We start from the raw sequence: 24,254 nt of genomic DNA, 5'->3' as shown, positions 1-24,254 counted from the left end.
GGATGTAGAAAAAATTTAAATAAAAAAACAACAGAAATTAAAAGGAGAAAAACTGCATCAAAATGATCAAACAGCCAAATTTTAAACGCAATATTTTAATGGCATTGCTAATTTGCCTTTTTACGGTCTTATCAGAGAGCTCCAGATTTGCAGCAATTTCTTTGGCGGACATATTGGCTTTACGGCTCATCTCAAAAATTTCTTTCATCTTTTTAGGCAGCATGGAGACTTCCTGCTCTATTAATGCAGAAAACAATCTTTCTCTTAAAAGATGATCAGTCACATTTTCGCTATTTTTGAGAAATGAAGTCAAAGAAGCAATATACTTTGTTTTCACCTTTTCCTTATCATACAAATTGATCACTTTATTTCTTGTGGTCGAATACAAATAGGCACTCAAGGAGTGGCTAAAATGAATCTCAGCTCCTCTATCCCATAATGATACAAATACATCCTGAACAATATCTTTTGCCAATTCATCATCACTCGTCATACGTCTGGCATGACGGTAAAGCAATCCCCAATAACGGTCATAAATTTCAGAAAAAGCCTCCCTGTCTCCCTGTTTTAAAAAGGAAGTCAATTCAGTATCATTAAGACTTTTATATAACCGCATTCTGTTTAATTACGTTAAAACTACATAATCATTTCGAACTATCCATATTGAATGCAAATCTAGCCTTACAACATTAAGCTAATATTAATTCTATAATTCAAATCTTCTAAGTATAGAAAAGACCATGATTTATGATAGCAATATGATATACATAAGCCATTCTCCTTTTATTTAGAAGGGTTTAATGCGTATTTTTGCAACTTTATATCAAATAATGGAGTTAGAAGATCAGACGCAGGGGAATCCCAAAAAAAGTATAGAAATGTTATTGATGGCCTTGGGCATCATTTTTATTGCTACCAATTTACGAGCACCAATTACATCAGTTGGTCCTGTCATCAACGAAATCACCGCCTATTTTAACTTATCAAATATACAAGCCGGACTAATCACTACGATTCCTTTAATGTCATTTGCCCTGTTATCAGGATTTGCACCAGGCATTTCCAATAAAATCGGCATGGAAAAACTCCTTTTATTCTCCTTAATACTTTTAACATCAGGTTTATTAATCAGAATAACCGGACAGGTTTACTTTCTTTTCATTGGTGCAGCTATGGTTGGTGCAGCCATTACAGTTGGTAATGTGATTATGCCAGCAGTGATCAAGAAAGAATTCCCTAATCATACTGGAATTATGACCGGAATTTATGCGGTATCAATGAACCTGACCTCGGCCATGGCTGCAGGATTTAGTATTGCAATAGGAACAGCTACAGGCTGGGGATGGAAAGGGTCGATTGGTGTGTGGGCCATAGTTGCTGTTCTCTCTCTTTTAGTATGGTTTCCTCAGGTTTTAAAACGCAAACGACAAGTTGAGACTCCGGTTAAAGCTTCATTTAAATCTATGTTTAAGTCCAGACTTGCATGGAATGTTACCATATTCATGGGATTACAATCTTTGCTTTTCTATTGTATCGCTGCCTGGCTGCCTGCGGTATTGCAAGACTGGGGAATGTCTAAAGAAGATGCAGGCTGGGTACTTTCTTACGTTCAACTAGCTCAACTACCGATTACCTTCGTAGGCCCTGTTATTGTAAGCAGAATGAAAAATCAAGGCATATTGGTATGGATTACAGGTTTGCTCATGTTGGCAGGCATTTTATTGATCATCATTTTTAAAAGTGAGTTCATTATACTTGCCACTATCCTAATCGGAGTTGCTGGTGGATTAGCCTTCGGCTTAGCCATGATGTTCTTTGTATTAAGAACTAAAAATCCGGCTATGGCTGCTAGTTTATCTGGTATGGCACAATCTTTCGGTTATCTGATCGCAGCAGCTGGGCCTCCGGCATTTGGATTGATTTACGACTTCACCGGCAACTGGATCTACTCATTCTACTTACTGATTATAGGTGTTGCAGTACTTATTTACTCCGGTCTAAATGCTTCCAAAAACAAATTTGTTGAACAATAAGTAATACAGCGAAATCCCGATGGATCAAGCAGAATCTTTAGCTTGTCGTGCCTCCCTGGTTTTCTTCTTCATTTGATAGATCTTAATCCAGACCGTAATTAAGGCCAATAATCCGTACACGCCAACTAACACACACATATGTATGATTGAAGGTAGTACATCGGCCAATGAACCATGCTGAAAAAGCATCACTTTGTGTGCATTTAAAAATGGAGTAAGCGGTAATATAGATGATAGCCACTGTACCCCTATTGGCATAGCTTCTAATGGCCAGGAATATCCACCTATAATAAAAGCAGGTGTAGCCAGGAGCATCAATACTTGTGTAGCTTTCAAAGCACTAGGTAATAATGCACTGATAAATACACCTAAAAAGGTTGTAGCCATAATAAATAACCCCGTAGTAACTGCATAATTTAACAGCGGACTAGGTATTGGTGCTCTGAAAATATGGTGAAAAGCATAGTAGATAGCTAATATGAATACGCTTAAAATCCAAAATGGAAGAACCTTAATTAAAATAGCTGAAAATGCTGATCCTGATCGCCCAAGGAATTCTGTTTCCAGTGTCTTATTTTCATACTCCCTGGCAAAACTCACTGCTAGTCCCAATAGCAATACCTGCTGCAATACCACAGCCAGTACGCCAGGCCACATATAAGTAAAATAGTTACCTGTTTCGTTATACAAGCGGATATAGTTGACTTTAAATGGCTCATACTGCATAGCAGCCTGTTCTGAACTCATCCCTTTTTTCTTCAAACCTTGCATATTGATTCCTGCACTGAAAGTACCCAATGTGGTTTGTACACCCTGAGAGGCCATATTTGCGGTTAGCAGGTTAGTAGTATTGATATAGGTATTTAATTCCGGATAGCGCTTCTGCAATACCGAAGCTTCAAACCTTTCAGGAATAACAACCGCTACAACAGCATTCATTTGTCGCATTGCTTTACTTGTACCTACATTCTCTTTTCTAACACTTACTACCTGTAGCTTTTCGTTTTCACCAAGCATATCAATCAGCTGATTGCTTAAGGGCGTATTGTCCAGATCTACTACCAATATAGGTAAATGTTCTACTTTTCCCTTTTGGTAAACAAAACCAAAAAGCAAAGCGTAAACAATTGGAGCTAATAGAAATACAGAACGTAATGTGCTATCGGCAAAAAACAATCCGAATTCTCTTTTTATCAATGCAAAGAAGTTCTTCATCATTTATAATCCCTCCTTACAGTATAATTGTAGCATTCACCAATAATTTTTCAGCTGCATTCATATCATCCGGTATAATTTTCACTTCATATACCGCTTCCTCAATCTCATAACTAGGATAAGCTGCCGTAACATCTGCATAACGGGTTAGCTGCTTCACTGTCTGAATTTTACCTTTTAATTTTTCTTTATTATAAAGCACATTCACTTCAATATTCTCCCCTTTTTTAAAGTTGCCGATTTTACTTTCGGGAATGGTGAACCTGAAATAAGTGGTATTAGGCAAATAACCATTAAATAAAGGAAATCCTGCGGTAGCCAACTCTCCCACTCTTAAACTGATTGTTTCCACCTGCATGTCATTCGTTGCAATAATATATTTCTCAGACAAAGCTACTTCCACCTCCTGCAATACACCCAAAGCTTGTTCCGCTTGTCCCTGGGCAGCAGTACGGGTTTCCGGACGAATTCCATTTACAGCTTCGTTATACTCTGCATTTACAGCCGTAAGTTGTGCTTTAGCTCCGTTATATTTTGCCAGGGCTTCATCAAATGCCTGCGGGGTCATCATACTATCAGCAAACATGGCCTTAGCTCTGCTGAAAGATTTCTCTGCAAATTTAAACTGTTCGGTGATGCCCATTTTCTTTGCCCCTAACTGAGTCAGCTGGTTGGCTGTAGCCCCGTGCTTGGCCATATCGCGCTGTGCCCCGGCAGCTTTTACTGCTCCTTTGGCTTGTGAGAGTTTCGCATTTACCTCAGGTACATCAAGCATTGCTAAAGTATCACCGCGCTTCACAAAATCTCCTTCTTTAATATAAACCTTTAAAATACGACCTGTTACCTTTGGTGCAAATGCCAGCGTTTCGCGTTTAATTTTACCTTCGGTAATCCTTTCAGGCTTGGAACAGGCAGAGGTAGCCAGAATAAGGATAAATAATACGCTTTTAGATAAAGTATTCATCATAGTTTCTAATTTATTGGATGGAAGTACGGCTCAGACTACCTGTAGCTTTTAATAATTCTATTGCGTTTCTACGTTGATTAAAGACAGCCTGATAATAATCCAGTGAAGCAGTTTGATAATCACTTTCTGCTCCAATTAGGTCAGCTGCTTTGATCAGGCCGGTTTTAAATTCTTTTCCTGCTTGTGTAAGAGCATTTTCTGCTATTTTCATCTGCTTTTCTTTCACTACCAGCTCCATATTCGAATTGTTATAATCCGTACGGCTTTTGATGAGGTTCAGCTTTAGCTTTTCTTCAGCTTCTGCTTTTTCATTCTCCGCCTTCTTTACCTCTATTTTAGCTTGCTGTACTTCACGTTTACCTTTGTTACCATCAAAAATGTCCCATTTAAAGCCTACACCTACCGTAAAATTAGGTACCACTTCTATCTTATTCGTATGACTACTAAAGCGACCTATTACAGGTAAATCGTGCTTGCCTTTCATATCAATGTCAAATAGATTTAAATAACCTACAGATGCAGCAGCCTGTATTTTAGGTATCCACCAGGTTTGCGCGGCTTTTACCTGAAAGCCATGAGCAATTATAGATTCCGAAAGTGCTGTAAGCTCTGGCCGGTTTTCAATTCGTTGCTCTTCAGCTTTATTTAAAAGTGGAGAAAGTTCATTATCAATTCGGTCCAGTCTTGTCAAATCTATCCCGGTTAATGTTTCCAATTGGTGTAATAAAAGATTCCTTTTCCCTTCGTATTCTTGTATTTTAGATTCCAGCGTAACTTGTGCCAGTTCTACTTTCTGATGTTCGTATTTTGTAATCAGACCATAGCCCAATGCTTTATCAGCTGTTTTTTTATTGATTTCGTAACGGTCACGACTTTTATCGAGTAATGTTTTTACCTGTTTCAGTAAGGCAATTTGATCGTAAGCTTTTGATATTTCTGAAATAATCTGCTGGCGATCTTTCTCCAACATAGCTGTCTGTGCCCTGTTTTTTGCATCTACTGCACTTTTCAAAGCCCCTACTTTTCCTCCGGCATACAATATGCTGGTTAAACCCAAATCTGTCTTCAGCAGATTGGCCGTAGAATTTACACCACCATTGATTTGAGGGATATCAATTAATCCCAGAAAGGATGTCCCTGGTAATTCTAAATTAATTCCATTAGCCAGATAAGCATATTTACCAGATAACTCTGCATGAGGGAGAAATACTTCTCCTAGTTTTTTCCTGTCGATTTTAACAGATTCTATATCCAGCCGTTTATTGGCCAGCATATGATCTTTGTTTAAAGCACTATCAATTAGTTCTGTTAAACCGGGAGCTACAGGTTGCTGTGCATACAAGAGTATCGGAAACAAACCAATCAGGAGTACAAAAATGTGTTTTAAAATAGCATTCATACACAATGATTTTACGAATAACAAAGATCTGGTTAATTAAGTTCTTTGCGTTTGATATTAATCAAAAAGTAGTTTATTTCCGGGCTCTGATTCTGCTTAATGTTTCCTGGGTAATCCCCAAATATGAAGCAATGGTTCCTAATGATGCTCTTCTGATAATGCTGGGCTGATTCTCCATCAAAGTATCATATCTTTCTTGTGCACTTTGAAACTGAAGTGCTGCAATTCGCTCCCCTGCCTTTAATAAAAAGGCCCTCAAAGTTTTATTTTCTAATCGCTGCATAACCGGATGATCAATAAGCATCTGGTTAAAATCTGAGAAAGTGATGGCATAAAGTATGCCTTCTTCCATCATCTCCATATGATATTTAGAAGGCGTTTGGGTAAAGAAACTATCTGGAACAGTAATGAAATCGCCTTCGGTATAATAACCATATGTAATATCTTTACCCGCATCATTGTGATAAAACATCCTGACTAAACCCTTTTCTATAAAGTATAGGTCTTTAGCCACTTTTCCAGCCTCGTGTAAACATTCAGATTTGATGCAGTCGCGCTTTACAAACTGCTTTTGAATAGCAGTTTTGATTTCTTTAGTGACAGGAATGATTCCCGCAATTTCAGTTAGTAGGAGCATAATTTAAACAGGTAGATTAAAACATCTGTGAATCTTACTACCAAGATAACAAAAAATCGCAATCGTTTTTTACGTAGTTTTGCACCAAACATTTTCAAATACTTATGTCTTTTACCTCCCTGGGTTTATCAGCAGTTCTATTAAAAACACTGGCAGATCAAAATTTCACAGATCCAACTCCTATTCAACAAAGTGCTGTACCTGCAATATTAAATAAAAATGACGTTTTAGGTATCGCCCAAACTGGTTCTGGAAAAACTGCCAGCTATGTTTTACCGCTTTTAATGAATTTGCAACAAACTGCTGGACCAAAAAATCGCCACGCAAATGTATTGGTACTGGTACCTACACGTGAGCTAGCGGAACAGGTAAAAGTTGTTTTTCATACTTTCAGCAAAGGACTTCCGCAACCTGTTAAAACTTTAGCTGTATATGGTGGGGTTTCTATCAACCCGCAAATGATGGGGATGCAGGGAATAAATGTATTGGTTGCCACTCCCGGAAGGTTATTAGAATTGGTAGATAACAATGCGGTACACCTATCTGCTATAGAAACACTGGTATTGGACGAAGCTGATAAAATGCTTAACCTGGGTTTTAAAGAAGAACTAGATAAAATCATTGCACTATTACCTATAAAACGTCAAAATATCTTGTTTTCGGCTACATTGAGTAATGATCTTCAAAACATCAACCAAATCCTCCTCAATGAGCCTATTGTCATTAAAATCGAAGCTGAAGAAGAATCGCTGGATAGGATTACACAAGTGGCTTATATTGTTTCTAATGAAAAGAAAGGACCTTTTTTACGCCACTTGATTAAACAACAGAAGATGAAACAGGTATTGGTATTTGCATCTTCTGTTCACCTTGTAGAGGCTATTGTAAATAAGCTCAATAAAAACAACATTGACGCCAGACCTATCCATAGTAAAAAGAGTCAGGGCAACAGATCTGACACCTTATCACTATTTAAATTAGGCAGAATCAAAGTGCTGGTTGCTACAGATTTAATGGCCAGAGGTATTGATATTGATGCCCTCCCTTATGTAATTAATTACGACTTACCAAGATCTCCAAAAGACTATGTGCACCGTATTGGAAGAACTGGTCGTGCAGGTAATGATGGCAATGCAATCTCATTAGTAAGTCAGACAGAACTACACCATTTTGAAGTGATTCAGAAAAAAATGGGCAAACAGGTTGAACTGATCGACAGCGAATCCATAAAATAACACCGGTTTCTGCATATCGCTAAAAATTAAAGGTCCAGTGTCTGTGAGGAGGCATTCGGCGGGGTTGCGACCAAAGGAAGCTTCGCCGGCGCAGCCTACGAACAGATACTGGACCTTTAATTTAATTTTAAACAGCTTGCTATATAAGCAAAAAGCATATTACTTTTTGTACGATACAAGGTACTGAATACCTTTCTCTAACTTAATCTCATATGTTCTTTTTCCTACTTCAACGGCTTCCCCACCTTTTACAACAGGCTTAGTAATACTTTTGAACCTCAACACTCCAACACCTTCATCAGCTTTAACCCTGATTTCTTTCTTGCTGCAATACAAAGAGATCTCACCTGCTGGAGTAGGTACTTTACCCTCCATCCATTCCAGACCGCCCAAAGAAGGCTCAACAACATATGTCTCATACCCAGGGGTCAATGGCTTCACACCTAAATAATACTTGCCCAACAGATAAATCGGGCTCGCACCCCAGGCATGACATAAGCTCTTGCCAAAAGGACGACCATACATGGCTAAATGCTCTACACCTTTCTTATCCGGATTGTACTCTTCCCAGAAAGAAGTTGCACCTAAATCCAACATACCTCCCCAGTAATCCTTGATCTGTTTTAACACGTACGACTGCTCTCCCATTGCACAAAGTGCTTCCAACTCATAAAAACGCATATAAGGAGTAGTGATTTTCTTAACATTATCATTCATTAATACATGTTTTTTCACACCTTCCTTTTGCGACGGACTAAAGTAATCAAAGAAAATACCGAACATATTGGCATAGCGGGTTACATTATCAGTCGGCTTGCCATTAATTCTGCTGTGAACCAAAGCATTTTTACTCTCATCCCAATACAGTTTAAAGATCTTGGCTTTCAAATCAGCAGCTAACTTTCTATACTCAGTAGCAGCCTCTTTATCTTTCGACATTTCCGCACAAAGTGCCATAGTTTCTAAACTGCGACAAAATAACAACTGCTCGAAACTTACTTCACCATCTTTACTCAGCTTATCAGCCCAATCAATAAAAATCCAGTCTCCCGGCATCCACTCTAATAAACCATCCTTATTCCTGCGATTTAAAACATAATCCATTAAACTCTTCATCCTTGGATAAATATCCTGAACAAACTTCTGATCGCCAGAATATTGATAATAGTCGTAAATACCTAAAAACCAATAAAAAGAATAATCCATAATTGTATTAATGTGAGCAGTCACAGGGTCTTTACCCCTTTGCGCCAATAAAGTCCTCTTCACTATGGGTGATTCATTAAATGAATAATAATTCATCAAATAGCTTTGGTAAGCATCGCCAGACCATACCCACCTGTCGCGCTTGATACCATCTATAAAAAACTCACGAGTGTTTAAATGGAATGTGTATTTAGAGATATCATAAATCTTATTCAATTGTTCATCAGAACTTTTAAAGCTTCCTTTTTCAGTAACCGGAGCATACTCATACAACATGCTCACTTTGTCTAACGCTACACTTCCTTCTGGTTGCACATTCACATAACGGAAAGCTTTAGACAATTCAATCAATGAATCTCTTTTCCCCTTCATATCAATTTCAAGCAAATCAAGTGTCTCACATTTATCGGCCGACAAAGCTTCTTCTCTTGATTCTCCGTAATAGATATTCAGCTTACCTTTACCCTTTAAGCCATGCAGCTTAATAAAACCAAAGGTCTCCTTACCAAAGTCGGAAATAAAGCCCTTACCTACTTTTTCTGTCTTAACAGCTGCCATTGGGGTAGTAGACAATTTAAAAGACGAAGGTCTGGACAACGGGTCTGTTAAATCCCATGAACCTGCCGATACATAAGTAGTTCCAGAATTATCGGAAGCCCTTCCGCTCTCATCAATCCACTCTTTGTCTTCGAATGTTGCCAGCCAGGTATCATCAGAAACGATGGTTTTCCCTTGTACAAAAATGGCGGGCACTTTATCCTGTCCGTATACTTTTAAACTTAGTTTATGTTTACCAGCCGGAACAGTGATCTTTTTAGGATAGCCCATAAAGGCATGTCCATCTAATTTCACATTGTATTGTCCCTCTACATACAAGTTTACTTCCTCGGCTGCTGCCAGGTTAAATTCCTTATGGAATTCTACCAAAACATAATGGCTGTCCATTTTCCAGAATGGAGGAAGGAAAGCCGCTCTTTCTGTTCTGCGATTTTGCATCTTATTGGATACCCAGATGTCTAAATCACCAGGATACCAGATCCAGGCGGCTTTATTTACTGCTGCTCCCTGTATGTTTTTTGTGGTTTGCAAGCCCTTTTTAGACTGTTGCGCCTGTGTATCGGTAAGAATAACAAAGAGCAAAACAAAAGCAACAGCTAATTTTTTTAAAGATTGTTTCATGATTATCTGCTAAAATTAATGTCCGTTAAAAAATAAGTATAAGGCAATCATGACAATTGCCAATGCGATCCAGGAAACCCAGACCCGTTTTGTTGGTTGCTCGATCGCACTTTTATCCAGTTCGTTGACCGTGTAAACTGTAGGATTGGTATCAAGAAGAGAAATCAATACTGCAATGATCATCAAGCCTGCAAAAGTGTAAAAGGATAGCATAAGGTAATGTGGCCAGAAATCATATTCACCTGGTGGAAATACCCATAAATAAGCAACCCCTACACCCAAACTGATTGCCGAACCAATGGAAAGACTAAAATTAACAGCCTTTCTTGTGGTTCTTTTCCAGAAAACTGTTAACAAGAACACAACCGATAATGGTGGTGCAATAAAACCTAATATGGATTGAAAAACGTCAAACAGATTTAAGCCTTTAATGTTATCTATGGCTAACACCACAATCACTGCTAAAACGCATCCCGCAATAACCGATATCCTCCCCATTCGTATGATTTGCTTGTTTGTAGCTTTTGGATTAATATTTTTCACATATACATCCATGGTAAATACAGTACTCAAAGAGTTTAAAGAAGAACCAATGGTACCTACCAAAACAGCAATCAGCACTACAATCACCAGCCCATTCATACCAGGAGGAAAAAGGTTAGTCACCATGGTCATATATGCCTCATTAGGATCTTTTAAATCGGGAAACAATACATAGCATAATACACCAGTGATAATGAACAAGGGTAGTGAAAGAATCTTTAACCATCCGATGAAGCTAACCCCAAGCTGACCCTGTTCCAGATTTTTCGCGCCAAGTACCGATTGTACCATAGCCTGATCTGTGCAGAAAAATGCAATTGCAGCAACAGGATAACCCAATAAAATAGCATACCATGGGTATTTAGGATCACTGGCAGGCTGGATAAGATTCCAATAATGCGAAGGTGTTTTACTGTATAAAACTTCAAGACCTCCTACTTTGTGCAAGCCTAAAATGGTTAATGCCAAGGATACTGCAATGAGCAGGATCATTTGAAAGACATTTACCTTGGCAATAGCTTTTAATCCACCAAAAAAGGTAAATAAACCTGCAAAAGCAACAAGAACTGTTACCGATTGCCACATGGGGATACCTAAAATCTGACGAACAAGAAAGCCTCCCGCAAAGAGCCCTAAGGATAACCAGGAAATCAGGATCTTAATCAAAGCATACCAGGCAAGGATGTTTTGGGTAGAGTCGCCATACCTTTTACCCATAAACTCAGGCATGGTACTTACTTTGGCAGCAAGGTATTTTGGTGCAAAGACAATAGCGAGTAAAAAGAGGAATACAAAAGCATACCAATCAAAATTTACCGCAACAATGCCGGTACTATAGCCTATACTGGCAAATGCCAGGAGCATTGATGGGCCAACATTGGTTCCCCACATATTAAACCCAATACTTGACCATCCAAGAGATTTATTAGCCAGAAAAAGGGTTTCATCATCATTTTTCTTTTTCGAGAAACTGGCTCTATAACCAATAATGATTAGAATAACCAGGTAGGCAATTACAATAAAGTAATCCAGGCCGGTTAAGCGTTCTACAATGTTTCCCATTCAGGTTTAATTAGGTTGATTGATATTTGGTTAAGCTATTAATTTTAAAGTCCGAAATCAGCTCTTGAAAGCTGGTATTCGCTTAGTACATCGTTGATTTTAACAGGCAAACCAGTCTTTAATGATCTGTCCATCGCCTGTAATAAAGCAATTGTGCCTATTCCTTCTTTTAAATCGGGATAAGCTACTGTATCATTTTCAATGCTCTCGGCAAAATATTCCAGATAGTTCTGATACTCTCCAGCATGATGGCTCTGTCCTTCAAAACGGAAGAAGTGCTTTAATTTAGCATCTCCCCATGTAATCAGCTTTTCTTCACCCGTATTGGTTGTCACAGCATAACGCAACTCATGATAATCGGCCTGACTTGCGCCTTCAGTACCCCTTAAGACACAACTCATCTCGCTTTCACGATAAGCTGGTTGTATCGGACCAGTATAGGCCCCACTTACACGCGCAATACGTCCGTCCGTCGATTTGAAGATAAAGTGCATGGTGTCTTCATTTTTCAACCCTGCCTTCTGACCATTCGCACTGATCATTCCATAGCCCATCACTTCTTCTATCTCCGGCAAATACCAGCGAATGAAGTCGACAGGATGACTTAAACCACCATAAAGCCATTTAAAAGATGCTTCTAAAGCCCATTTCTTTTCTAAAAACCAACGGTGATCGGCATTGTAATGGCATTCAACTGTGATCAAATCTCCTATGACACCCTCTGTATAATCTGCCCTCTGCCGTTTATAAGGTTCAAAGAACCTGGAGCTCTGACCAACGAATACTTTCTTGCCACTTTGCATGGAAACCTCTAACAGCTCTTTAGCTCGACCTAAATCATCAATAAAGGGTTTGGTACAAACCACATGCTTTCCGTGCAACAGCGCTTGTTTAACGTGGTCTGCATGCAAATGATCTGGAGTATATATAGCAATTACATCAATGGATGCATCATTCAGCATTTCCTGATAGCTAGTGGTATAGTGTGGGAAGTCGAACTCTTTAGCACGTTGTTTACATACTTCCTCATTAGCATCACAAATTTTTACCAACTGGTATTTATGACTTGCCAGTGCGGCAGACATGGTGCTGCGACCTTCTCCAAGCCCTAATATTCCTAATTTTAACATGTTATATTTCTAATTATTTTTTTTAAAAAATACCCAGGCCTCTCCTGGTTTGGTTCCTTCAATCCCCTCCTGGTACTTCTTCATTAGATTATTCCAATCATCAACCCTTGGATTATTCAAGCTAGTCCGCGGGTTTAATTTATCCAAATCTGCACCTTTAGGGATACTAATCACGAGCATCAGCTGCCTTCCATGCTTAAAAATCCTCAATTGCTGAAAGTCTGCATTGCAAAAGCCTTTCGCTACTTCAGGCCATTTTTCAAACTGAGTTGCATGATAATCCAGATATTCCTTCTGCATTTTTGTATCACTCACCAGATTCGTACTTAAAATGATGTTATCCCATTCTTTAACGGGCTCCTGACCGCAATGTTTCTTACGCTCAAACTTGTAAAACACATCTGTATACAATTTCACTTCTGCATCTTTAATTCTTGCTTTAATCTGTCTCATTAAGCCATTCGCTTCATTAGTAGAAGCGTAAACCAGCAAGCGATTATTCCATTGATAAATAGCCGATGCGGAAACACCTTTTTCTCTACATATCTCTACCAGTATAGACTTACTCAATTCAGCTGAAGATGCTCCTTCAAATGGAAGTATTATCTCTATTGCCAGTTCATTTCCATTTCCAGATTCAACACTATTCAATGGTTGATTATATTTATTTAACAGACTCTTTTTCAGCAAATAAATATAATCCTTTTCAAGACCAGCTTTAAGTTTAATACTGTCAGCTACTTTAGGCCCATTCCCCGACCAGACGTTGCCCGGGCCATTTGCATTCTGCATATATTTTTCAGCCGGTGTCCAATTATTTTTCACTGTAAAATACGATGAACCTTCGTCAGTATACAGGTAAAACCAATGCTCCGGATCATGAGGATATGGTGCTTTGTAAATGCTATCAATATAGTTATTGGAAATCACTGATCCGGGCTGGGCTGACAGGGTATAAATTGCCGCTGCATCATATAAGTATTTTGCATAATGATGAATTTTATTAGCAGTGATGGTATTGTTTCGCATAGCATTGATGGTCTTTGTCCATCCCCAGCCCATACTGATACCAGAATAGTTTACATCACTGATTTCATTATGAGCAATGGTGATACCCCTTACAAAACCAGCCCCTATTCCTACACAACCCCAATCTTCATTGGTTACATCTGTTATCAGGTTATTGGTAATCGTTTCATTGATACAAATCTCCCTTTCATCTTTTGGGTTATAAGGCAAATGTACCTCTGTAGCTTCGTCCGAAAATGTCCCTACCAATATTCCACTACCGCCAATATCCTTGAAAAGGTTTCCTTTAATTAGATTACCATAAGTACCTCTTTTATAATCCAGTCCGGTTGACGCATGATGCTCAAATTTACAGTGTTCAAAACCTGTATGGTGCGCATAACTGACTTCCACAGCTGCTGCCGGCCGACCAACCCATGCCTGATTCTCCAATCCGCTTTTGTCCGGTGTACCTGGTATTTTAAGTTTATAAGCATCCAGCATATACATGCCTGCCTGATGCGGAACATGTCCAAAATGAGAAGGCCTTAACCAACCTGCATGCTGAAAGGAAATACCTTTAAAGAATACATGCGAAACAGGATGATCGATAGTACCCTCCATTTTAACCAGAGTTTCCAGATATGGTGCTATCACTTTAGCTGTATTCATATTTTCGCCAGCCCTGGGCCAATAATAAACCTTACCGTTTTTCAGATCTTCATACCATTCACCCGGCTCGTCCAGAAACTGAATGGCATTAGTTAAGTAAAAAGGCGAGTTGCCAGTCTTCTCAGAAATCCATGGCGCTGGCCAGGGGTGTTCTGACTGTACACGGCTTTCGGGTTCCATAAAACTTAACTCAGCTTCGTTACCCTTAACTTTTACAGATTTTATACGCAAATTGGCGATGGCCCACCATTGCTGGATGACCATTTCCATTCCTTTAATTTCTTCAAAATTTCCTATACTTTTTAAGACCGGCAGGGGGATCTTGCAGGTTTTTGCGGGAAAATTCCAACTCAAAATACGACCCATTTTTTCGGAATTGAAATCTCTCGCCCTAATTGCCTTTTTTCCATCAACCCACAACTGCCTAAACTCTAAATAACTATTACCCAGATCAGCTACATCAGCTACCAAAAGTTTCTCTTTAATATGATTTGGCATACCGGGCATGCCTTTAGTCAGCTTTTTCCAGCCGGAAATTGAAATCCCACCACTCAACACAACCTCTGTTCCCGCAACTTTTGTGATAATAGTTGGACTCTCTGCTGTACCTGAATCTTCAGGCCTGATCACTACCGGTTCATCCAATTGGTAAAAACCATTTTCGATAATGATGTTAATCCCACCTTTTATTGCCGGGTCATTCAAACGTCTCATTTCACGAGCCTTACGTAGCGCATTATTCAAGGTCGCTACCGGCTGCGCTTTTGTACCAGCGTTGCTATCTGATCCCTTTATAGAAACATAGATATCTGCAGCATACAAGTCGGAATTATTAAATAGCAATCCCAGAACCAATGCCCATATGCATGATTTTAAAGTATTGTTCATTTTTTTAAATTATTGAAAAACAGACTTTACATAAGTAGTATTTGCAGTAAAATTCCATTTCACATTTCTTGGGTTTGTAGCATCTCTTGAGCGTTCAACAACCAGCCAACCTTTCCATCCCATATCATCTAATGTTCTTTTTACCGCCTTCATATCAATTTTAGGGTCATTCTGCAACCATACCCCATCATCATTGGTACAATGAATCTGAACAATATTCTTTTTGCCCAAAATTCTCAGCTCCTGATGTATATCACGACCATTTTTTATGGCGTTTGAAAAGTTGAAATAACTTTTAATATGTGCTGAACCTATATCTTTTAGCAATTGCAGCTCAGCCCGAGCATCCAATGCAGTTTCAATTCCTATAACCACCCCTGCCTTTTTAGCCATCTGCCCTGCAACCTTCAGTCGTTCTACAATCGCAGGCCTTAGTTCTGGGTTCTTAACTAAATCGCCCTGCACACCCAAAGGAAGAAAAGCAACCTTTACATTCATGGCCTTCATAGTAGAAATACAATCCCCAATCATCTGCTGATAAGTTGGTCTGGTAGCCAATGATTGTGCATAAAACCCTGTCATAGCCAACGAGCAAATTTCCAGGTTCAGTTCTTTGGCTTTATCCATAAACTGTTGTCTCAAAACAGGATCTGCCAGTTTGCTGTCAAATGTATCCCGGTTACCCAAACCGCCCATATCCAGCTCAATGCCATCAGCACCTATTTCTTTACTCAGTTCAAAAGCACTTAATTTCTGCCTTTTCAAAATCATCAGATCTATTACAGCAACCTTGTAACGCTGTTTTTTACCTTGTAAAGCCTGATAATCAAGTGGCATTATTTGGTTAAAAGCCTGACTATATTTATTGCTCAGCAACAATCCACCTGTAAGTAAGCCTAGTTTCCCTAAAAACGCACGTCTGTTGTCTATTTTGCTCATTTCGAAATGCTTTTGTTAAATACCTTTTCTAAATTTTCAAATCCCTTTATGGCATTTGATGGTAAGCGTTCACCTTTTTCGCCAAATACATACATGGCAGATTCCTTTTCTATGGTACATTTACTTTCATCGTATTGACCACTTTTATCCTTTACCGCAGCAGCATTTAACTTAAACTGATCTATTAAAAAATCATATAGTGCCTTGCGTTTAGAAGGACCAAAGTCATGGCCTTCCTGAGGTAAATGAACATTCTGAACCAGATCTGGCTTACCATAATAGCCATATATTTTCTTCAGGAAAGGCATGTCGTGATCTGGTACTGAAACCGTCCAGTCCTTACCATCTGACACCACCAGCTGTGGATTCGGAGCAGCCATTGCAGCGATCTCCACATTGTTAGTTCCCCCGGCACAGAGATGAATCGGCATTCCACTTTCACACGGACAACCACCATAAAATGAAGAAGATAAAGAAACTACCGGAACACTTAGTTTAATACGATCATCCATAGCAGCCATCAACACGGTATGACTTCCACCACCAGATCCACCACTGATTCCTACCCTACCCTTATCTGTTTCTTTGAGCGACATCATGTAATCCAGGATCCTGATACCTCCCAAAGTTTGTATGGTTTGCGCAAGGCTCCTCCTGTGATCTTCGGACTTAAACTGAAGTAAAGATTCGCCCCAGGCAAAGAGGTCATAGCTGACTGCCATCGCCCCCATGCGCGCAATCATCGCACAACGAATCTGTGCATCTTTACGATAACGCTGCTGCGCCCAATGTCCATCCGGGCTCAACACTACCGGAATTTTGCCTTTAATTTTTAAAGGCTTGTAAATAGAGCCGTTTATATATAATCCAGGCAATATTTCAATAGCGATATTTTCTACAGTATAACCGTCCATCACCCTTTTTGGCGTTAAAATCGGTTTTGATGATGGCTTGGGAGGTAAGGGCGACAAGCGCTGAGCTTGGTACAGCAATGGCTTTAATAATGCCTTGCGTTGTTCCCAGCTTATTTTATCATGATAAAGGGAAGACAAATGATCCAGTGTATTTTGTCCCTCCTGCACCTGCCAGCGGTAATATTCATAATCCTTTAACTTGTAAACACCTTCCTTCTCTTTATTCACTTTCATATCCAGCGGCAAAAGCACATTACTTAAGGTTTCATCTATATCAGGTCTGAATCGCCACAAGGCATAATTTACCCAACGATCCTTTACCTGATCATCGTTATACTTAATCTTTACTTTAAAACGGCTTTCTATCTCCTCTATAACCTTTTTTAATGGTAAACGGTATAAGGAGTCGGAATTTTGAATTTGCGCCATAGCAGCGCTTAAAAACAGCGAAAAACCAATGGCAAGAAAAAAAGTATATCGTCTCATCGGACTGCTCCTCGTTTTAAATGTTATTCCTCGTTTTTAAAATCTGTAAGTACTGGTGCTTTATATCCTTTTACTACTGGCCATGTACCATTTACAATCTTTTTAAGCTTTAATTTCGATGGATCTACTACTACATGCTTGATTTTCTGTCTTCTCCAGGTATAAATGAAATGCAACATTCCATCTGATGTTTGTATCACTGCCGGATAAGAATACTGGCTAATTGGTGAATCTTCCAAAATTAAAGCCGCATACCACTGCTTGCCATCTTTGGAAATCGATACGTTTAAAGGCGTTCTTGGGCCTTTGGCCAAATCGCCCGGAGGCAATACATGATTGTAAACCAATACATGGCGACCATCTTTCATGGTCACAGCATCTGTCCCGGAGTTGTTATTCGGTAAATTGGTTTTAGCTAAGGGCGACCAGGTTTCGCCATTATCTGCAGACCAGGATTCAACAAGCGCTCTGTTCTTACTTCTGGCCAATATCTGTAGCTTACCTTTTCCATGATCTAAAATGCTTGGTTGTATAGCATCTAGCCCACCACCAGCTATAGGCCCCACTGTGCGCCAGTTCTGACCATTGTCTTTCGTTACTTCAAAATGGACTTTCCAACCATTACCTTCAGTGCTTGATGGATTAAACAGATTACCGTTGCTCAATAAAACCGGCTTGTTTTTAACAGGACCGATATAACCTTCAGGTAATTTCTTAGCGTCAGACCAGGTAATCCCTCCATCCTTGGAAGTTTTCATTAATCCCCACCATTCAGAAGGCTTAGGTCCTATTTTATAAAAAAGTATTAAATCGCCACCTGGTACCTGGTATAAAACAGGATTCCATGTAGGTAATCTTAAACTATCATTTTGTATGCCGTTGGCAACAGAAACTGGTGCTAACCAGGTACCGTTTACCTGTCTGCTGATGTAAATCTCTACATCAGGATGGCGTTCTCTGGTACCACCAAAATAAGCTGCTACTAAACCTGTTGGGGTTTCGGCAATGGTTGCAGAATGACAGGACGGAAATCCTGCCTTTTCATATAAAAATTCATCTGTTATTATTCCTGAACGCCATTTTTGCGATTGAGCAGAAACGTTCAACGTTAATAAGGCAATCAAAATAGTTAGTATATATATTTTTTTGTTCATCATCTTCCTTTTATAGTTCAGCTACAAATGAATAATTACCAGATCCAAGTTCAAATACCGCTCTGTTGTCTTCCATTTGTATAAATTTTACAATCTTATTTCCAGTTTCTTTTACCTGCTTAGCAGATTTAGCAGGGATGCTAATCCTCGCTGTGGTATTCGCAGGAATAGTAATTTCCCATTTAAAATCCTTTGCCGACTTCTTCCAATTGCTTTTAATCAGGCCATGAACAGAATTGTATGATGCATTTACAGCATCCAATCCCTTAATCATTTCAGGCTTCATTATAATTTCTTTATATCCGGGCTCTGCGGCTTTAATTCCTGCAAGGCTTTCATAATACCAGATCAGCAAATCACCCAGCATCATCACATGGTTCTGCGAATTCATTTTAGGAGCAGCAGTGTTCCCATTCCATAATTCCCAAATCGCGGTTGCACCGTTTTCAATCATATAACCCCATGAAGGATATGTCTTTTGCGAAGCAATCTGGTAAGCAAGATCAGCCCGGCCATTTTCAGTAAGTGTACGCATCAGGAATTGAGTACCGATTACTCCTGTACTTAAATGTCCTTTATTCTTCTCTACAATGATATATTCAATCTGCTTCAATACTTTAGCTTTTTCAGCATCATCCGCCAATCCAAAGTAAACAGGAAGCAGATTATCTGTTAATTTATTATCACCATAGTATCCCTGAGCATTATAAAACTTACGATTAAAAGCCTTTTTTAAATCTGAAGCGAGTGCTGTATACCCTGCACTATCTCCTCCATTTCCAGTTAAGGTGCTGTAACGGATCATCATGGTTGTCAGATGATAGTAGTAAGCTGAAGCAATTAATGCACTAGGATGCTTTTGGTCTGCTATTACACCTTTACCATCTTCTGCAGTCACAGGTGGCGCACACCAGTCACCATAACTATCCTTGGTTATAATCCCCTCAGCATTCATATACCTGCCTTTCATATAAGCCATCCATTTTTTTACTGCCGGATAGTTTTCCTGCAATACCGCTAAATCACCTGTTTGCTTGTACAGCATGTCAGAAACCATCAGTAAAGTAGCTGGCCAGCTCACATTATCGCTATAATACCTCCAAAATGCAGGAGCCACATCAGGAATTGCTCCATCATCTTTTTGGGCATAACGAATATCTTGCAGCCATTTCTTATACATGGCTGTGTTATCAAATAAAAAACTTTCGCTGTAAGCACCAACAGTTCTATCCCCTAACCATGGTTGGCGCTCATTACGTTGCGGACAATCAACTGGCATCCCTTTATAATTGGATGCTATCCCCCACCATGAGTTTTTAAAAATTTGGTTCAGTAATGCGTTAGATGATTCAAAAGTTCCCACAGTCTTCATGTCATCATAAACAAGGCAGCCTGTAAAATCACTTTTCTGTGGAATACCTGGATAACCATTCAGCTCCACATACCTGAAACCCTGGTAAGAAAACCTTGGGGCCCAGGTTTCTAAACCTTCACCTTTAAGAATATAAGTATCTGTAGCTTTGGCATCACGCAGATTTGTTCTGAACAACTCACCATTTGGTTCCAGCGACTCTGCAAACCTTAACGATACTTTTGTTCCGGCCTGTCCTTTTACATTAAACTTTACCCATCCCGCAAAATTCTGTCCGAAATCAATGATATATTTACCATTCCCTCGTTTGGTTATTGATACAGGAGCAATGTTTTTCATCACTTTCATGTGTTCATTCAGCTGTGCCTGGTAAGTACCTCCCGGTTCCTGCACATACTCTGCCGTTAACCATTTATCTTCCTTATATCCTGGTTCAGCCCAGCCTTTAAGTTCCTTACGGGCGTCATAAAATTCGCCGTCGTATTCGTTATTGGCCAAAATTGGTCCATCTGCAGTTCCTTTCCAGCTGTGATCGGTTTTTATAGATGATGTGGAGCCATCGGTATATTTAATAACCACCTGCAGTAATAATTTAGGGAAACCAAATGTCTTAACTTTATAAGGTTTAGCCTGTCGCATGGCAAAAAAACGCCCATTCCCTAATACCACACCAATTGCATGCTTACCTTTCTTAAGGTGTTCCGTAATATCTAAAGTATTGTAATTTATATTTTTAGTATAATCTGTTGGTGCAGGAGCCAACACCTGGTCACCTATTTTCTTACCGTCAACATATAGTTCATAAAGCCCCATGCCCATAATGTAGGCCGTTGCCGATGCTACCGTTTTTTCTGTGGTAAATTCTTTTCTGAAATAGCGGGCGGATAAACGACCTTCAACTTGACTATCCCATGGAAAAAAGCGGTCGAAACCAATCCAACGTCCTTCCCAATCTTTGTAGTTCAGTAAACCCATTGACCATGAAGCAGGTTTACTCCATTCTGTTTTACCCTGGGTTGTCGATACTTTAACTTTCCAATAGTATTTAGTTTTACTCTTTAATACCTGCCCTGCGTATGTGTTATAAAGTGACATGGAAGAGTTGACCAAACCCGAATTCCAGATATCAGCATCCTTTTCTGTCAATTTATCTATTGAAGAGGCGACCAAAATATGATAAGCAGTTTGTTTTACATCATGCTGAGCAGAATGAATCTCCCAGCTTAGCCCTGGCTTTAACACATCAATTCCTACAGGCTCCTGCAATAACTCGCAACGCAGGTTTTGCAATGATACCTGCGCAAAAGCACAACTGAGACTAAACGTCAGAAAAACTGAAAGAATAACACATCGTTTAAGCATGATTTGGCGCAGCTTTATCTATAAAATATTTATATATGAATACTTTATTCATATAAATATAAACATTAATTTGAATTACTTGTTGAAAAATCAAAGTACAGTGTCATATCCAATGCTCTTGCAGGTTCTTTCTCATAATCGTAAAAGATATTCTGCATCGACATAGGCCCTGTTCTGTCCTTTCTTTGTGTTTTTGTACCTATTCCAGGAATCCCATGCATAAATGAAATATCACCCGATGGAAAATGAGGCTCATAATTGTGCCATTGATCGGTTTTCCAGGCCGCACTAAAAAGCCTTAAAAAGATATCCTCATTCTCTGTAATCACTGTAAAAGGTTGGTCTTTGGTAATAAATTTGCACCAATACATATTTGAATGATAGCCTTTAAACTCCGGATATACCCAGGATTCTCCAGTTTCAGTATTGTTATAATCCTTTTTCCATATACCAAACTCATTGCCTTTCATACGGTTTTTCCATACTCTGTGCGGTCCGCGCCCCATATATTCCACTCCTTTGATCTGATCTTCGGGAAAAGAAAAGTTTATCCCAATAAAGTTGGTCAGGTATTCAGCAGGAAAGTACTTCACGTTTAACTTTAACATCCCAGATGGATAAATGGTCCACTGTAAAGTGTTATAGGCTTCTTTTCTATCAAATGATGATTCGATAACAAGGTTCTTTCCTTCCATACGGTGTGTGATGTTCCTGAAATTTGTTGCACCTTGCTGTATGATCGGTCCATTGCTAAAAGGAATAATACCCTTTTCGTTTTTTACTTCCCGAAGAACACCAGTTTTCTTACTGAAACTTACAGTAATGCCATTGACGGTCGTCACATACAAAGAGTCCTTCTCCTGAATTTTTACAGCCGACACACCCTCTTTTTTAACGAGCGCTAAAGCTTCTTTATTAGGAAGCGTAATCGGGAAACTCCAGGTATATAATTCTTTACCATGAAAATCAGTTGCTTTAATATACAAAACATCAAAAGCAGTCCAGTTTGCAGGCAAAGCAACATTTAACTTACCCTTTTCCAGTGGTTTAATATCGGGTGCCAACGCTTTTCCTTTAAGCGTTTCCTTAGTTTTAAAGTTAGTTAGTTTCCAGTCGAACGTGCAGGCATTTAAGTTCGCAAAGTGATATCGGTTCTCTATATTGAATACACCATCAAAGCCAGGTGTCATTTCACGGCGCTCAAAAAACACTGGACTCCATATTTCTTTAATAGCAAAATAGCTTCCTTCTTTTTCGTGATAAGGACCAACAATTCCATCCGCTCCGCGACTACCGTCTGCATCTATGATGTTATTCTTATCGGTTCTTACTACACCCTGATCAGCAAAATCCCATAAAAAACCACCGGCAGATAAAGGATTCGACAACATATCATTCCAATAGTCTTCTAGTCCAGCACCATGTCCACCATCAAACATACCATGTAAAAACTCGGTAGGCATTACAATGCTATGTCCGTGTCTGTAATTACCAATACCATAATTATACTCACGATAATGTTGTGTATCAAAGCCATTAAAATCTTCCCAGGGATGAATTACATGACGTTTCTGAATATCTAACTGTGCAAATAAAGGATCAAGATCACGATTATGCCCGCCTTCGTTTCCATTTGCCCAGATGACAATAGATGGATGATTCACATTATGGCTCATCATTTCTTTAAGCAATTTGGTTCCTGTTTGTGTATCATAATGACCATGCCAACCCGCTAATTCATCCATCACATACAAACCAAGTGAATCACATACATCAAGGAAATGGCCATCTGGCGGGTAATGCGACATACGTACCGCATTCATATTCATTGCTTTTATCAATTCAACATCTTCAATACTGTTCTTTTTACTTAAAGTTCTTCCTGATGCCGGACGGAATGAATGCCTGTTTACACCTTTGAACTTAATTTTAACTCCGTTTACAAAGATTCCATCCCTTGGTTTTACAACTATAGTTCTGAAACCAATCTTTTTAGATAGGGTGTGAACTACTTTGTTTTTATGATATAAAGTAAAAGTTGCAGTATAAAGGTTCGGAAACTCTGACGACCATAATTCTGGCGTTGAGAACGTTCCTGAAATATTCATTAATGCTGATCCATTTTTATTTGAAGCAGTTTTATTCAGATCAGCACTTAATGCTGCTCCATATTTCTTACCATCAGCGGCATACAACTGAACCGTTAATTTATCTGCATTACCTTTTACAAAAGCTTCTGCTTTAAATTGTCCATCTGCCTTTGCGTCAATAGCCACTCTATCTATATGGGACACTGGTAAAGCTTCTAAAAAGACTGGTCTGAATATCCCTCCAAAAATCCAAAAATCTGCTTTACGCTCTGCTTCATTTACAGATTGGTTGGCAGAGTGTTTAGAAACCTTCGCTTCAAGCAAGTTATCTGTGCCATATTTTAACAAGTTGGTTATATCGTAGCGGAACACATAAAATGCCCCCTGATGTATCGGTCCTGCCGATTTACCATTGATCTTCACTTCCGTGTCAGTCATCGATCCTTCAAATACGATATTTATCTTTTTGCCCTTCCAGCCGTTCGGAACTTTGAATTTATATTTATATAAGCCTTGCTCTTTACCCCTTACGCTGTCTTTCGCAAAACCATAGTCGTATTTACCAAAACCTTGCAGTTCCCAGTTTGAAGGTACAGCAATGGTAGACCATTTACCGGAATTCATCCCTCCCGTACTAAAGAAATCCCATTTTACAGTATTGTCGTTTCCTGTCCCCGACAGGTAGTAATGCTCCGTCTGTTGTGCATAAACGGTGCTAAAAAGTATCAGCAAAATAAAAGAAAGGATCGATCTAAGCTTCATA

General features: G+C 39.2%; 16 protein-coding genes. 2 read left to right on the top strand and 14 right to left on the bottom strand.

The features are described 5' to 3' along the window. Window positions 1-37: 37 nt before the first annotated feature. Window positions 38-616 carry an RNA polymerase sigma factor gene (locus WC623_RS17855; protein ID WP_372853582.1) on the bottom strand — a complete coding sequence of 193 codons (579 nt, stop codon included), beginning with the start codon at window positions 614-616 and terminating at the stop codon, window positions 38-40. 214 nt (window positions 617-830) lie between these two features. Between WC623_RS17855 and WC623_RS17850 the strand changes: the two genes are divergently transcribed. Then, a complete protein-coding gene (locus tag WC623_RS17850; RefSeq protein ID WP_372853580.1) occupies window positions 831-2,033 on the top strand; it encodes a CynX/NimT family MFS transporter in 1,203 nt (400 codons plus the stop codon). A gap of 24 nt (window positions 2,034-2,057) precedes the next feature. On the opposite strand, the gene WC623_RS17845 is transcribed toward WC623_RS17850, so the two are convergent. From WC623_RS17845 to WC623_RS17830, 4 genes are all read right to left on the bottom strand, one after another. Beyond that, window positions 2,058-3,251: an ABC transporter permease gene (locus WC623_RS17845; protein WP_372853578.1), complete on the bottom strand. Its 1,194-nt coding sequence runs from the start codon at window positions 3,249-3,251 to the stop codon at window positions 2,058-2,060. Between the two features lie 13 nt (window positions 3,252-3,264). Then, window positions 3,265-4,215: an HlyD family secretion protein gene (locus tag WC623_RS17840; protein ID WP_372853576.1), complete on the bottom strand. Its 951-nt coding sequence runs from the start codon at window positions 4,213-4,215 to the stop codon at window positions 3,265-3,267. 10 nt (window positions 4,216-4,225) lie between these two features. Then, window positions 4,226-5,614: a TolC family protein gene (locus tag WC623_RS17835; RefSeq protein ID WP_372853574.1), complete on the bottom strand. Its 1,389-nt coding sequence runs from the start codon at window positions 5,612-5,614 to the stop codon at window positions 4,226-4,228. A gap of 73 nt (window positions 5,615-5,687) precedes the next feature. Further along, window positions 5,688-6,251, bottom strand: coding sequence for a Crp/Fnr family transcriptional regulator (locus WC623_RS17830; protein ID WP_372853572.1), 564 nt, complete (start codon window positions 6,249-6,251; stop codon window positions 5,688-5,690). 104 nt (window positions 6,252-6,355) lie between these two features. Between WC623_RS17830 and WC623_RS17825 the strand changes: the two genes are divergently transcribed. Beyond that, entirely contained in the window at window positions 6,356-7,486 is a 1,131-nt protein-coding gene (locus WC623_RS17825) for a DEAD/DEAH box helicase (protein WP_372853570.1), read from the top strand. Window positions 7,487-7,645: 159 nt separating this feature from the next. Here WC623_RS17825 and WC623_RS17820 read toward each other — a convergent pair whose 3' ends face one another. The 9 genes from WC623_RS17820 to WC623_RS17780 all read right to left on the bottom strand — a co-directional run bounded on the left by WC623_RS17820 (window position 7,646) and on the right by WC623_RS17780 (window position 24,253). Beyond that, the gene (locus WC623_RS17820; RefSeq protein WP_372853568.1) at window positions 7,646-9,871 is read right to left on the bottom strand and encodes an amylo-alpha-1,6-glucosidase; all 2,226 of its coding nucleotides are present in this window, start codon (window positions 9,869-9,871) and stop codon (window positions 7,646-7,648) included. Window positions 9,872-9,886: 15 nt separating this feature from the next. Continuing rightward, window positions 9,887-11,476, bottom strand: a complete 1,590-nt coding sequence (locus WC623_RS17815) for a sodium/solute symporter (protein WP_372853566.1) — start codon at window positions 11,474-11,476, stop codon at window positions 9,887-9,889. A 44-nt stretch (window positions 11,477-11,520) separates the two neighbouring features. After that, window positions 11,521-12,606: a Gfo/Idh/MocA family protein gene (locus WC623_RS17810; protein ID WP_372853564.1), complete on the bottom strand. Its 1,086-nt coding sequence runs from the start codon at window positions 12,604-12,606 to the stop codon at window positions 11,521-11,523. Window positions 12,607-12,615: 9 nt separating this feature from the next. After that, on the bottom strand, window positions 12,616-15,174 hold the full coding sequence (locus WC623_RS17805; protein WP_372853562.1) for an L-rhamnose mutarotase: 2,559 nt from the start codon (window positions 15,172-15,174) through the stop codon (window positions 12,616-12,618). A gap of 9 nt (window positions 15,175-15,183) precedes the next feature. Continuing rightward, window positions 15,184-16,113 (bottom strand): sugar phosphate isomerase/epimerase family protein, encoded by a 930-nt coding sequence (locus WC623_RS17800; protein WP_372853558.1) that lies wholly within the window; start codon window positions 16,111-16,113, stop codon window positions 15,184-15,186. Beyond that, window positions 16,110-17,513 carry an acetylxylan esterase gene (locus WC623_RS17795; RefSeq protein WP_372853556.1) on the bottom strand — a complete coding sequence of 468 codons (1,404 nt, stop codon included), beginning with the start codon at window positions 17,511-17,513 and terminating at the stop codon, window positions 16,110-16,112. The genes WC623_RS17800 and WC623_RS17795 overlap by 4 nt, the downstream gene beginning before the upstream one ends. 23 nt (window positions 17,514-17,536) lie before the next feature. After that, a complete protein-coding gene (locus tag WC623_RS17790; protein WP_372853554.1) occupies window positions 17,537-18,670 on the bottom strand; it encodes an exo-alpha-sialidase in 1,134 nt (377 codons plus the stop codon). A 7-nt stretch (window positions 18,671-18,677) separates the two neighbouring features. Beyond that, the gene (locus tag WC623_RS17785; protein ID WP_372853552.1) at window positions 18,678-21,401 is read right to left on the bottom strand and encodes a family 78 glycoside hydrolase catalytic domain; all 2,724 of its coding nucleotides are present in this window, start codon (window positions 21,399-21,401) and stop codon (window positions 18,678-18,680) included. Window positions 21,402-21,466: 65 nt separating this feature from the next. Then, window positions 21,467-24,253, bottom strand: coding sequence for a glycoside hydrolase family 2 TIM barrel-domain containing protein (locus WC623_RS17780; RefSeq protein ID WP_372853550.1), 2,787 nt, complete (start codon window positions 24,251-24,253; stop codon window positions 21,467-21,469). Between the last annotated feature and the right edge of the window lies 1 nt (window position 24,254).

Source organism: Pedobacter sp., from assembly GCF_041645105.1.
Classification (GTDB): domain Bacteria; phylum Bacteroidota; class Bacteroidia; order Sphingobacteriales; family Sphingobacteriaceae; genus Pedobacter.
Note: the sequence above shows the minus strand (reverse complement) of the source record. Positions and strands in the feature narration are given on the sequence as shown.